Here is a 12,436-nt window from a genome sequence, read left to right on the forward strand (position 1 = left end):
TCGATAACTTTAGAAAGTCCAGATTACCGGACGTATTCAATCGTCCTGGCTCGACTGAGAACCAGTTCGACACGATTGTCGTCAAGCCTGTGCATGCAGACGCGCTTGGTCCACGGCCCATCGTGCAGCGTGAATAGAACACGCCCCTGCCCGAGATCTTCCAATGGCATGGCTTGGCGCGTAGGGCCAATACCCATGATGAAGTGGCCATCCTTGATATCGAAACTGGCACCATAGGGCGACGCTTGCCAGTGGCCGTCGAGTTCCCGGCAGATTGGCTTTAATGTGACCGGCTTCAACCGGCGAGACACGTAACCGATCTCGCCTTCCAATTCCGTACCTGTCCAGCGGAGTTCAACTGGTGAAGACGGCGACAAGGATGAGAACCAGCCGTTACCGATATCGTAAAGCGTGTCTTCGGAATCGAGCCAATTGGCTATGCCGTTGCGCATTTCCAGCCAGAACGGCCCACTCTCCGTCACATAAAGCCCGTCAGGGATCGTGCAGTTGGTCTCCGGCAACGACAATCCGTTGAGAGCGACCATGCAATCTCGCGCCATCTTATAAGTGTTGGCGTCTTCACGGTTTGAAACAACAATCATGCCGGTTTTCGCGGCTGGATCGAGCATAAAGTAGCTCTTGTAGCCAGGGTGCGAGCCACCATGTCCAACAAAACGCTTGCCAGCCACTTCATTCCAACGCAGCCCAAGCCCGTAACCGGTGACGCGCCCGTCAGCAAGATAGCGATCAGCCGACAGCTTATCGAGCAAGCCCTTGAACCCACCCTCGCCGTTAACGAGTGCTTGCGCCCATTTGGTCAGCGCCATACCACTGCCAGTCAGGCTGCCCGAAGCTGAAATGTGCAGGCCAGCGGAACTGAGCTGCCATTTTTCGCCAGACTTCCAGTAACCCGGAACCAGACCTGCGACCGGATCATTCCATACATCCGGCGCTTCCATGAAAATATCGAGAAGCGCAGCAATATCCGACTTCACGAAATCATTGAAACGAAACCCTTTTCGCTCCAGTGCGGCTTCCACCAGACGATAACCGGTGTTGGAATAGGAAATTTCCGAACCCGCATCGAAATTGAGACGATTAAGAGAGCCAAGGTAATCCAGAAGCTGACGGGCTTCCGTTTCTGTATAAACCGATAGCCCCAGAAGCGTGAGGCATTCCCGCGTGTCGGGCAGACCACCAGTCATGTCGAGCGCACGACCGACAGTGACATCGGCTAGTGGGCTTTGCAGCTCCGGCAGATGGTCGCCGAGCCGGTCCTCAAGGGCGATAATATCGCTATGCTTGAGAACCATCGCACAAAACGCATGTTTCGTGACTGAAGCGTAGCGAATAACAGTATTCGCCGTGAACGGTACACCCGTAGAAAGGCTCTCAAGCCCGCCCGCATAGGCAAATTTCACACCGTCTGGACCAAAGCCGATGATAACGCCGCCTGGCTCATCCTTGGCCCATGTTCTTGAAAAGACTTTCGCGGCGTGCGAGGCCGCGTTCCAGTCAGCATGCGTTGACATGAAAACTCCGTCAGGCAGGTTCTTCCAGATTGACGCTTAGGGCGCGCAATTCTGTGGTATGCGGATGTGTAGTTCGCCCGGCGCGCAAATCATCAGCGCTAAGCTGTTCCACCATCTCGCCGTGTTGCATCACCCCTACCTGCGGGCAGAGATGCGCTATTACCGCGAGATTGTGGCTCACCAGCACATAAGTGAGATTCTTTTCTGCGCGCAAGTCCGCGAGAAGATTGAGAATTTCAGCTTGTACCGAGACGTCGAGCGCCGAGGTTGGTTCGTCCAGCAACAGAACTTCCGGTTCAGCGATAAGAGCGCGAGCAATTGCGACGCGCTGGCGCTGTCCGCCCGAAAGCTGATGCGGAAAACGGAACCGAGCAGCTTTCGGCAATGCGACTTCGTCAAGAACCTTTTCAATACGCTTGTCGATGTCGCCGATACCATGGACCAGCAGAAGCTCGCTCAGGATTCGGTCGATGGTCTGGCGAGGGTGCAGCGATCCAAAGGGATCCTGAAACACCATCTGCACCTGACGGAAGAAGGCAGATGCACGCTTCGGAGCAACATCTTTGCCGTCAAAAGCGATGCGGCCGTTCCATTGTTCGTTGAGACCGGCCATTGCGCGCAGAATGGTGGATTTGCCGGAGCCGCTTTCGCCAACAATGCCGAAGCTCCCGCCCTTCTCGACATTGAAGGATACACCCTTGACGACTTCACGCTCGTTGAAGCTGATGCGAAGTTGATCAATAACTATCATGAGTTCAGCCAGCTTTCTTCACGATTGAGAACCGGCAATCGATCACGAGGATGCATGAGCGATGGAATGCAATTAAGAAGCCCCTTTGTATAAGGATGCTCAGCGCACACCAGTTCAGCGGCTTTCAACTCTTCCATGACGCGGCCCATATACATGACCATGACACGGTCGCAGAAATGCGACACGAGTGGAAGATCATGGCTGATGAGGAGAAGCCCCATTCCGCGTTTCGAAACCAGATCATCGATCAGGCGAAGAATTTCCGCCTGAACGGTAGCGTCGAGCGCAGATGTCGGTTCATCGGCAATCAACAGTTCCGGATCGGGCGCAAGCATCATAGCAATCATGACACGCTGCCCCATGCCGCCCGAAACTTCGTGCGGATAAAGCTTTGCCACTTCACGCGGATTGCGGATCATGACCTGATCGAGAAGATCAACCGCAGCATCCATCGCTTGACGCTTGCTACCACCTTTATGGGTACGCCACGCTTCAGCTACCTGCACGCCAATGGTTTTGACCGGATTGAGCGAATATTTAGGGTCCTGAAGGATAAAGCCTGCCCGCTTGCCGCGAATTTGACGCATGCCACGTTCGGTGGCCGACAGAATGTCGATGCCGTCGAATGAGAGCTTGTCGGCCTTCACTTCAGCGATTGGCGGCAGTAGTTTCATGAGGGCGCGCGCGGTCAAAGACTTGCCCGAACCGCTTTCGCCAACGATACCCAGTTTTTCACGACCGAGCTGAAGTGAGATACCGCGTACAGCATCGAAACGGCTGGTGCGCGTTTCAAAGCTAATCTGCAGATTTTTAATATCAACCAGCATCTGTTCTCTCAATTCTGCTTCGGATCGAGCACGTCGCGCAGACCGTCGCCGAGGAAATTGAAGGCGAGCGATACGAGGAAGATCGCGATGCCGGGGATAGTAGCAACCCACCATTGTTCGAAAATGAAGCGCTTGGCAGTGGCGATCATGGCTCCCCATTCGGGCGATGGCGGCTGCGCGCCCATTCCGAGGAAGCCAAGACTTGCCGCAGTGATGATGATCGAGCTCATATCGAGCGTGATGCGCACAATGACGCTCGGTACACAAAGCGGCATGATATGACGCAGGATAATGCGAAAAGGCGATGCACCCGTCAGCTTGGCGGCTGCAACGAAATCGCTCTTGCGCAAGGTCATTGTTTCAGCACGCGCCAGTCGCGCATAGGGCGGCCATGCGGTCAAGGCGATTGCAAGCACGGCACTTTCGACGCCCGGCTTCAGCGCAGCCACGAAGGCAAGCGCAAGGATCAATCGTGGAAACGCTAGAAAGACATCCGTCACGCGCATCAGCGCCGTATCGACAATACCGCCGAAATAACCCGCTATACAACCGATGAAGAGTCCAATTGGCGCAACGAGAATGACGACGGCGATAACCATTCCAAGGGTTACGCGGCCACCGTAAAGTATGCGCGAAAGAATATCACGGCCAAGTTCATCAGTCCCAAACCAATGCGCTGCAGTTGGAACAGAAAGACGATTACCGAGATCCTGAACGCTCGGATCGTACGGCGCCAACAGCGGAGCGGCCAGTGACAGAACGACGAAAGCGACGATGATAAAAAGACCAATCATCGCGAGCGGATTAGCACGCAGGTTTACCCAGATGCGATAGCGCCTGCCCCAATTGGCCTGAGAGCGGGAAGCGGGCGATTCATCCAGCGCCCAGTTATGAAAATTGGCAAAAATCATCGGACACGCGGATCCAGAACTTTATAGAGGATATCGGCGAGCAGATTAAGCCCGACATAGATGATACCGATGAGCAGCGTAGCACCCACAACCGGATTCATATCGGCATTCATCAGCGACACGGTCAGATACTGACCGAGGCCAGGCCAACTGAAGACCGTCTCGGTCACGACAGCACCTTCGAGCAGACCTGCATAGGTCAACGCCAGAACCGTCACGAGTTGCACGGCGACGGTCGGGAAAGCGTGCTTCCAGATGACAGATGTCAATGACAGGCCTTTCGCGCGTGCCGTAATCACAAATTCACCCTTGAGAGCATCAAGCATGAAGGCGCGGGTCATACGCGTGATGTACGCCATACTGAAATAGGCGAGGATCAAAACTGGCTGGATCATATGATAGACCGCATCCCAGAATGCATCCCAGTCACCCTCGATCAGGCTGTCGATCGTGAGCAAGCCGGTAACGTGTGGGATCATGCCCTCATAGATGATGTCCTGCCGTCCAGGTCCCGGTGCGATATCGAGCGTCGCATAGAAGACCAGAAGTGAAATCAGGGCTAGCATAAAAACCGGAACTGAGTGCCCCGCAAGACAGACCACGCGGATCGTTTGATCGACGATGGAACCCTGTCGGACAGCAGCCCAAACACCCAGTGGAATGCCGACAAGTGCCGCAACAAGAAGTGCCGCCGTTGCCAGTTCCAATGTCGCGGGAAAATAGCGAGCGATATCCTGCGTCACCGGATTTCGGGTCAGAATAGAGTTGCCGAAATCACCGTGCAGCACCTGTCCAACATAGTGCACAAACTGGACCACGAGCGGCTGATCAAGGCCCATCTCCGAGCGGACACGCTGAATAACAGCCTCCGGTGCGTTGTCGCCCACGGCAGCGATAACAGGATCGACCGGCATTACGCGACCGATCATGAAAGTAATAACCATAAGCCCGAACAGCGTGATCAACACGCTGCTCAGGATACCGGTCAGGTTCTTGAGGCTTTTCTTCACGCCTTGGCGATCCCTGCATAGGAATGGGAATCGGACAAGACGCCAAGACGCATTCCTGTAACATCCTTGCGGCAAGCGGCCGTCTCGAACTTCTGCATCATGATGATGAACGGGCTATTGTTCATGAATTCGCGCTGCAAATCTTCATACATTTTCACGCGCTTTGCCGGGTCCTGTTCATCACGCGCAGCAAGAGATTTCTTGGAGAAATCCTCATTCTGGAAGTGCGAGCGCCATGCAAAAGGCTTCGTCTTCGCATCATCAGAATTATCCGGATTGTTGCAGAAGACATCGACATTGGTATTCGGATCGAAATAGTCCGATCCCCATACAGTCAATGCCATCTGATGTTCACGAGCGCGCATCTTCGTCAGAACCTGACGATTTTCAGCAGCCAGCAGCTCTACCTTGATGCCGATTTCGGCAAGGCTTGCTTGAATCGCCTGAGCGATATCGGGGCTCGGTTGTGCCGAATAGTGATCCATCTTGATAGAAAAGCCATCGGGAACACCAGCTTCGGCAAGCAGAGCCTTCGCCTTGGTAATATCCTTCTTGAACGGATTCTCATTCAGCGCGGCCGGAAAACCTTCAGGAACGAGGCTTTGGTGAACCTTGTAATTCAGCGGCACGATATTCTTCTGGATGCCATCGTAGTCCACAGCCCACTTGATTGCTTCCCAGACTTTCGGTTTGGCAAGAACTTCCACGCTCTGGTTGAGCGACATCAGCATCAAACCGCCGACACCCTTGCGCACCAGATTATAGTTTTCATCGCCATCCAGAACGCGAAGCTGCTCGGTAGTGAGGTTACGCGCAATATCGACGTCTCCCTTCTGGAGCATGAGAAGCTGCGAGGACGGGTCCGCAACGTGACGCAAAAGGATGCGCTTCACATTGCCCTTATATGCGCCATGCGGATTAACGTTCAGCATAATGCTTTCGCTTGGCTTCCAGGAAACAAGAACCCATTCACCCGAACCGGCGCTGTTCTTCTGAAGCCAGCCGTTACCGAGATCGTCACCGGAGGTATTTTCCAGAACGGTCTTCTTTTCCACAATGCTGGCGACACTGGCCGACAGGCAATACAGCAGGAAAGGCAGCGACGTTGACTGCTCAACCGTCAAAGTCAATGCCGACGGATCAGTTGCAACGATGTTCTTCTCCGCATTTTCAGGCGTAAAACCGAACTGGCCAATGATGAAAGCCGGACCCTTGTTCATCTTGATCGCGCGCTGCAACGAGAAGGCAACATCCTCAGCCGTGATCTGTGCGCCGCTTGCAAATTTCGCATTCGGATCGATCTTGAAGGTGAAGACTTTTCCGTCAGCATCCGCTTCCCAGGAAACAGCAACACCACCTTCCACCTGATCCGGATTGGTAAGGCTTGGATGCACCAGACGCTGATACATATTGTTGCAGATTTCGCTGCCGACAGCTTCAAAGCTCTCATGCGGATCAAGACTGGTCATATTGTCGAGCTGCTGGGCCACAACCAGAATATCCTGACGTCCGGCTCCGATGGCAGGCAAAATGCTTGCATAGGACAGGAAAGGAACGGCAGCAGCGCCTGCCAGAAAACCGCGTCTTGAAATCATTGAGAGCTCCTCTTGCAACGCTTCCTGAAAGGCTTCCTGATATTTGGGGCCATATAGACAGCGTTCTATCTCTGGATACATTTTTCCAGCTTCCCGCTATCACGTCAGCGGAGGCAGGGGCCAATGCAGAATTTTGCATTCCCTATGCAGAGTTTGCATGAGGATAAACTAAAAGAGTTATTTCATATGAAAGAATCACCCTTCATGCAGTGCCGTCATACCGAGTGACCGAAATCGCATTTGCAATTCTTCTCACTTGGGTCCATCACCCCCTCAAATCCTGGATTTGATTTGAAAAGGCTTTCCCATGGCGACCGAACAGATGATACCCGTTTTCGATGGTCACAACGATGTGCTGCTGCGCCTATGGTCATCTGACGCTTCCGCGCCGGAAAAGCGCTTTCTTGAAGGCGAGAAAGTCGGACATATTGACCTTCCACGCGCACAAAAGGGTGGGCTGGGCGGTGGTCTTTGCGCAGTATATGTGCCCTCGCCTTCACGAGAACTCGACGCAAACGGCAATCTGGCAACGCCGAGCCAGACGGACGCAATGAAAGCAACGCTCGCCATGTCGGCGATCCTGCTGAAGATCGAACGAGCATCGGAGGGCAAGGTCCGCATTTGCCGCACGGCTGCCGATATTCGCGATGCATTTGCCAAGGGTATTTTCGCTTCTGTCTATCATATCGAAGGTGTGGAGGCTTTTAGCGAAGACCTTGATGCCCTTTATGTTTTGCATGAGGCGGGCTTGAGAACGCTGGGACCCGTCTGGAGCCGCCCAAATATTTTTGCCCACGGCATACCTTTCCGGTTTCCGGCATCGCCCGACATCGGTCCCGGCCTCTCCGATCATGGCAAGGCACTCATTCGCGCCTGTAACGAACTCAAGGTCATGGTCGACCTTTCCCATATGAACGAAAAAGGGTTCTGGGACATCGCAGCTATTTCCGATGCACCGCTCATCGCTTCGCATTCAAATGCTCACGCGCTTTGCCAGCAAAGCCGCAACCTGACGGACAAGCAACTCGACGCTATACGCGATACTGGCGGCCTCGTCGGGCTTAACTTTGGCGTTTCATTCCTGCGTGAAGACGGAAAGCGCGATCCCAATACCGATCTGAGCGAACTCGTTCGCCATGCTGATTACATCGTCAACCGCATCGGAATCGACCATCTGGCTCTAGGTTCCGATTTTGACGGCACCACGATTTCTTCAACACTTCGCGATGTTGGCGATCTACAGCTCGTCATAGAAGCCTTCCGTAAACACGGTTTTGACGATGCTTCCATCGTCAAGTTGGCCCATGCGAACTGGATCAATGTACTTGAACGTACCTGGGGCGCTTAAACGGCGAATTGAAGCGATCTCACCCTTCAAGGGTGAGATCGAAAACATGATGGTGAATATGACCATCGAACATTTCGAGGAGGCCTTTCGTAGCCTCCCGGCTTTCGTATCGCACAGGTGACGCGAGCGCTTCCGACAATGCCTCCTCGCTGTCATACATGGTCCAAAGCACCATCGGATAGGCTGGAGCACCTTCGTCACGTTTGACAGCGTAAAGAACACGAACTTCCCTGATACCCGGAAAGTTGAGCCACATCGGCAGAAGAGTATCGGCAACATAAGCTTTGAACGCATCCTCGCGCCCAGCATGAATAGTGCCTTCAAAAAAGGCTTGTCTGACAATCATCGAAGTAACTCAGTTTACCTTGGTAGGCGGGACATCGCCGGAAAAATATGCGGCAAGATTGGCGAGAACCAATTCGCCCATTCCGACACGTGTTTCTACTGTTGCACTGCCCTGATGCGGCATCAGTACCGTATTCGGCGCGCGTAGAAAGTCTTCCTTGATCGTCGGCTCGTTGACGAAAACATCAAGGCCGGCTCCAGCGATGGTTCCATTATTCAAAGCAGCCAGAAGCGCATCCTCATCAACAACACTGCCACGCGCCACATTGACCACATAGCCCTTGCCGCCAAGGGCTGCGAGAACATCCGCGTTGACGATATTGGCCGTTGATGGGTTAGCGGCAACGCAAACCGCGAGTACATCGCTCTCCTGCGCAAGTTCCACGGGCGTTGCATGCGCAACCCAGTTTGTACCGGCGACAGGCGAGCGGTTCCAATAGTGCACTTCCATGCCGAATGCTTCCGCGCGTCGTGCAAAGGATTTTCCGATCTGGCCAAGTCCCAGGACGCCAACCCGCTTGCCTTTGGGGCTAACACCAAGAGGAAATCCTTCGCGACGAGCCCATTTTCTTTCCCGCACAAACTGGTCGCCGGTAACAATATGGCGCATAACTGCCAGCATGAGGGCAATGCCCGTGTCGGCAACATCGTCGGTCAAAACACCTGGCGTGGTGCTGACATGGATGTTCCGATCTCTTGCGAAGGTTAGATCGACCTTGTCCGTACCAACACCATTGATGGCGATCATGCCTAGCGATGGCAGACGCTCCATCCATTCGTTGGAGAGCCCCGTTCCACCGCCGGTAACAACGGCACGAATTGTGCCGAGGCTCGTATCAATGGCCGCCTTGTCTTCCGGCTTGTACAGGCGGAGAACCTTGTATGTTGCGTCCAGTCGTTCTTCGATCAGCCGCATCATCGGTTCGATGAGCAGAACTTCGTTCGTCACTTCAAACTCCATTACTAAACTATTGGAGACGATCAGGAAATCTGACCGATAAACGCCTTCGTGCGCTCATGTTTCGGGTTGCCGAAAAATTCTTCCGGCTCCGCCATTTCGAGAATTTGCCCTTGGTCCATGAAGATGACACGGTCTGCCACCTGTCGTGCGAAGCCCATTTCATGGGTAACGCAGAGCATGGTCATACCTTCCTTGGCAAGATCGATCATGGTGTCGAGAACTTCCTTGACCATTTCAGGATCAAGTGCCGAAGTCGGTTCATCGAAAAGCATGATCTTGGGATTCATGCAGAGTGCACGTGCAATCGCCACGCGCTGTTGCTGACCGCCGGATAGCTGTGCCGGATATTTATCCGCCTGTTCAGGAATGCGGACACGCTCCAGATATTTGCGCGCTATCTTTTCAGCTTCCAACTTGGAAACACCACGCACTTTCATCGGAGCCAAAGTGCAATTCTCAAGAACCGTCATATGGGGAAAGAGGTTGAACTGCTGGAAAACCATGCCGGTTTCCTGTCGGACAATATCCACGTTCTTTCCACCCGCCGTCAGATCGTGGCCGTCAACAATGATGCGGCCCTCCTGAATGGTCTCCAGCTGATTGATACAGCGGATAAGGGTCGACTTTCCCGAACCGGATGGGCCACAAATAACGATACGTTCACCGCGAGCGACATTCAGATCAATATCTCTGAGAGCATGATAAGTGCCGTACCACTTGTTCACACCCTGCATGAGCACTGCAGGATCGGAAGCATCCTGCGGAATCCGGTTCGCTTTTCCCTGAGCCGTCTGGTTCATGTTGAGAAACTCACTTTCGTGGACTGGGTCGTCATGCCCACCGAATGGACGGGCATGACGAAATTCGAGAGCTCACTTTGCTTGAGAAACAAAATCTGGCAGAGGCGTACCGAGCCACTTTTCATGGATCTTGTTCAATTCGCCGTCGCTCTTCGCCTTTTCGATGAATTTGTTGACGAATTCGAGCATTTCGGTCGAACCTTTGCGAACAGCGATCCCCTGTACCTGCTGGCTGAGTTGGATCTTCTGTTCATAACGGCCCGGCGCAGCCTTTTCGATCTCGGCAGCCACGACATTGGAAAGCCCAATCAACTCAACCTGCCCCGAAAGCAGGGCCTGCACAGCGCTCGCATCATCATCGAAGCGACGTATGTTGGCGTCCTGCGGCGCAACCTTGGTTACTGCCGTGTCCTGTGTCGAAGCGCGTGCAACGCCGATGGTTTTGCCCGACAGGTCTTCTGGCTTTGCAACGGCAGTATCCTTCGGTCCGAACACGCCGATCGAAATGCCCGCATAGGGCTGTGAAAAGTCAACGCTCTTGGCGCGTTCCTCGGTGATACCCAACGAGGCAACCAGAACATCAACCTGCCCGCTCTGCAGATAAGGAATACGGTTGGGACCGGTAACCGGTACGATCTGAGCTTCAACGCCTAGTTCCTTGGCCAGCAACTTCGCCACATCGGCGTCATAACCATCCGGTTCGTTATTGGTATTCATGATGCCAAACGGCGGAAAATCGACCAGCATACCGATCTTGATTTTCCCGGCAGACTTGATGCCGTCAACGGTTTGCGCAGATACAGCCGATGCGAACGCCGTTGCGAGAGCACCCGCACCAATCAAGGCCATTGCCAAACGTCTGCTGATAGTCATGTTTATTCCTTCCCTATTGAATGCCGGTCTCCTCGCCGGCACTGTTTCGTTATTTTTCATCGCATTTCCCGACACCAGTTTGGTTCTCATTCGGTCAGAAATGCTGATCTTCTTCCCTAAACACCCAACTGCCACTACCGGGCAGTAGCGCGAGAAAACCTCGTTTCCATACGGCGTGCCAAAATGGATAGCGGCCAACACAGGACAAAATAGACAGCCGCCACCGTGCCAAACACCATGAACGGGCTAAACGTCGCGTTATTGATAATCTGTCCCTGTCGCGTCAGTTCTGTAAAACCAATGATCGCGGCAAGCGACGTGCCTTTTATGAGCTGCACGAGAAACCCGACCGTTGGCGCAACCGAAATGCGTGCTGCCTGTGGCAGGATTACGTAACGCATGCGATTGTAATAGCGTAGTCCCAGCGCTGTTGCTGCTTCGCGTTGTCCGGGCGGCACCGCATCAATACAACCACGCCAAATTTCTCCGAGAAAAGCGCTCGCATGCAATGTCAGTGCGATGGTCGCGGCAATCCACGGATTGATACCCAGGCCAAAAATATTGAGGCCGAAGAACACCAGAAAGAGCTGCATCAGAAGTGGTGTGCCCTGAAACAGCCGAATGAAGCCGAGCGCGATGTAACGCGGAGCACGAGCGTCCGAAACACGCATCAGTGCGACAAGCAATCCTCCGATACCACCGCCAGCAAATGCAATAGCTGAAAGAGCAATGGTCCACTGCGCTGCATAGACGATAATGAGAAATTCGTTCCAGCCGAAAGGTCTGATCATGGCCTGCTCCTATCGGCTCAACGGGTATTTGAATGCCAGCTTTTCGATCAGTGCGAAGATGGCCGAGAAACCGATGGACATGACGAGATACATGAGCGTGATAACTATATAGACCTCAAAGCTCGCAAAGGTCGCCGACTGGAGATCGTTACCGGCGGCTGCAAGCTCATTTGCGGAGATCACGGAGACAACACTTGAAGTCAGCATCAGATAGATGAACTGGCTCGTGAGCGACGGGTAGACCGTCCGCAATGCCGGTTTCATAATGACATAGCGGAAGACCTGCAGCTTGGAGAGACCGAGTGCAGTTCCAGCTTCCACCTGGCCTTTGTGAATAGATTCAATGCCAGCACGAATAATCTCCGTACCATAGGCACCGAAATTCACGACCAGCGCGAGAAGCGCGGCGCTGTTGGGTGACAGACGCAAACCGGCAGACGGCAACCCAAAGAAGATGAAGAAAATCTGCACCAGAAACGGTGTGTTGCGGATGATTTCGATATAGGCGTCAATAATGAAACGGACTGGCTTTGGACCGGACGTCTTACCAACGGCGCAGACAATCGAAACAATCAAGCCAAACACCATGGCAGCGCAGGAAAGCTCAATTGTCTGCCATGCACCGACAAGCAGCTTATCCATCGACGCGAAAACGGGCGCGAAGTTGAAATTGTACAATGCTGAACCTCCCG

Annotated in this window: 13 protein-coding genes; 1 reads left to right on the plus strand and 12 read right to left on the minus strand. The window is 53.6% G+C overall.

Annotation, left to right across the window (positions count from 1 at the left end; genetic code table 11):
* Positions 1 to 23: 23 nt before the first annotated feature.
* From F9K91_RS15070 to F9K91_RS15095, 6 genes are read right to left on the minus strand one after another with little or no spacing between them, the layout of a single operon-like run.
* Positions 24 to 1,532, minus strand: coding sequence for a serine hydrolase domain-containing protein (locus F9K91_RS15070; protein WP_151678104.1), 1,509 nt, complete (start codon positions 1,530 to 1,532; stop codon positions 24 to 26).
* Positions 1,533 to 1,542: 10 nt separating this feature from the next.
* Entirely contained in the window at positions 1,543 to 2,283 is a 741-nt protein-coding gene (locus F9K91_RS15075) for an ABC transporter ATP-binding protein (protein WP_151651154.1), read from the minus strand.
* Complete coding sequence (locus F9K91_RS15080; RefSeq protein ID WP_151678105.1) at positions 2,280 to 3,110, minus strand: ABC transporter ATP-binding protein; 831 nt, start codon at positions 3,108 to 3,110, stop codon at positions 2,280 to 2,282. The genes F9K91_RS15075 and F9K91_RS15080 overlap by 4 nt, the downstream gene beginning before the upstream one ends.
* 8 nt (positions 3,111 to 3,118) lie before the next feature.
* Complete coding sequence (nikC, locus tag F9K91_RS15085) at positions 3,119 to 4,021, minus strand: nickel transporter permease (RefSeq protein ID WP_151651152.1); 903 nt, start codon at positions 4,019 to 4,021, stop codon at positions 3,119 to 3,121.
* Complete coding sequence (locus F9K91_RS15090) at positions 4,018 to 5,031, minus strand: ABC transporter permease (protein WP_151651151.1); 1,014 nt, start codon at positions 5,029 to 5,031, stop codon at positions 4,018 to 4,020. Before F9K91_RS15090 ends, nikC begins: the two co-directional genes overlap by 4 nt.
* Positions 5,028 to 6,626, minus strand: a complete 1,599-nt coding sequence (locus F9K91_RS15095; protein ID WP_151678106.1) for an ABC transporter substrate-binding protein — start codon at positions 6,624 to 6,626, stop codon at positions 5,028 to 5,030. The genes F9K91_RS15090 and F9K91_RS15095 overlap by 4 nt, the downstream gene beginning before the upstream one ends.
* 307 nt (positions 6,627 to 6,933) lie before the next feature.
* Between F9K91_RS15095 and F9K91_RS15105 the strand changes: the two genes are divergently transcribed.
* Positions 6,934 to 7,974 (plus strand): dipeptidase, encoded by a 1,041-nt coding sequence (locus F9K91_RS15105; RefSeq protein ID WP_151678107.1) that lies wholly within the window; start codon positions 6,934 to 6,936, stop codon positions 7,972 to 7,974.
* A 19-nt stretch (positions 7,975 to 7,993) separates the two neighbouring features.
* Here the strand turns inward: F9K91_RS15105 and F9K91_RS15110 are convergent, their stop codons facing one another.
* The 6 genes from F9K91_RS15110 to F9K91_RS15135 all read right to left on the minus strand — a co-directional run bounded on the left by F9K91_RS15110 (position 7,994) and on the right by F9K91_RS15135 (position 12,422).
* Entirely contained in the window at positions 7,994 to 8,320 is a 327-nt protein-coding gene (locus F9K91_RS15110) for a hypothetical protein (RefSeq protein ID WP_151554581.1), read from the minus strand.
* Positions 8,321 to 8,329: 9 nt separating this feature from the next.
* Positions 8,330 to 9,280: a 2-hydroxyacid dehydrogenase gene (locus F9K91_RS15115; RefSeq protein ID WP_151678108.1), complete on the minus strand. Its 951-nt coding sequence runs from the start codon at positions 9,278 to 9,280 to the stop codon at positions 8,330 to 8,332.
* Positions 9,281 to 9,300: 20 nt separating this feature from the next.
* The gene (locus F9K91_RS15120; protein WP_151678109.1) at positions 9,301 to 10,080 is read right to left on the minus strand and encodes an amino acid ABC transporter ATP-binding protein; all 780 of its coding nucleotides are present in this window, start codon (positions 10,078 to 10,080) and stop codon (positions 9,301 to 9,303) included.
* A gap of 72 nt (positions 10,081 to 10,152) precedes the next feature.
* Positions 10,153 to 10,953 (minus strand): transporter substrate-binding domain-containing protein, encoded by an 801-nt coding sequence (locus tag F9K91_RS15125; protein WP_151554578.1) that lies wholly within the window; start codon positions 10,951 to 10,953, stop codon positions 10,153 to 10,155.
* Between the two features lie 134 nt (positions 10,954 to 11,087).
* Positions 11,088 to 11,744 carry an amino acid ABC transporter permease gene (locus F9K91_RS15130; protein ID WP_151554577.1) on the minus strand — a complete coding sequence of 219 codons (657 nt, stop codon included), beginning with the start codon at positions 11,742 to 11,744 and terminating at the stop codon, positions 11,088 to 11,090.
* Positions 11,745 to 11,753: 9 nt separating this feature from the next.
* A complete protein-coding gene (locus F9K91_RS15135; protein WP_151651145.1) occupies positions 11,754 to 12,422 on the minus strand; it encodes an amino acid ABC transporter permease in 669 nt (222 codons plus the stop codon).
* Positions 12,423 to 12,436 lie beyond the last annotated feature (14 nt).

The sequence above is a fragment of the Brucella tritici genome (assembly GCF_008932295.1).
Lineage (GTDB): Bacteria > Pseudomonadota > Alphaproteobacteria > Rhizobiales > Rhizobiaceae > Brucella > Brucella tritici.

Coding starts and splice junctions, on each gene's coding strand:
- F9K91_RS15130 (WP_151554577.1), bottom strand. CDS start 11,744: ATGATCAGACCTTTCGGCTGGAACGAATTTCTCATTATCGTCTATGCA.
- nikC (WP_151651152.1), bottom strand. CDS start 4,021: ATGATTTTTGCCAATTTTCATAACTGGGCGCTGGATGAATCGCCCGCT.
- F9K91_RS15110 (WP_151554581.1), bottom strand. CDS start 8,320: ATGATTGTCAGACAAGCCTTTTTTGAAGGCACTATTCATGCTGGGCGC.
- F9K91_RS15070 (WP_151678104.1), bottom strand. CDS start 1,532: ATGTCAACGCATGCTGACTGGAACGCGGCCTCGCACGCCGCGAAAGTC.
- F9K91_RS15095 (WP_151678106.1), bottom strand. CDS start 6,626: ATGATTTCAAGACGCGGTTTTCTGGCAGGCGCTGCTGCCGTTCCTTTC.
- F9K91_RS15120 (WP_151678109.1), bottom strand. CDS start 10,080: ATGAACCAGACGGCTCAGGGAAAAGCGAACCGGATTCCGCAGGATGCT.
- F9K91_RS15080 (WP_151678105.1), bottom strand. CDS start 3,110: ATGCTGGTTGATATTAAAAATCTGCAGATTAGCTTTGAAACGCGCACC.
- F9K91_RS15075 (WP_151651154.1), bottom strand. CDS start 2,283: ATGATAGTTATTGATCAACTTCGCATCAGCTTCAACGAGCGTGAAGTC.
- F9K91_RS15105 (WP_151678107.1), top strand. CDS start 6,934: ATGGCGACCGAACAGATGATACCCGTTTTCGATGGTCACAACGATGTG.
- F9K91_RS15125 (WP_151554578.1), bottom strand. CDS start 10,953: ATGACTATCAGCAGACGTTTGGCAATGGCCTTGATTGGTGCGGGTGCT.
- F9K91_RS15115 (WP_151678108.1), bottom strand. CDS start 9,280: ATGGAGTTTGAAGTGACGAACGAAGTTCTGCTCATCGAACCGATGATG.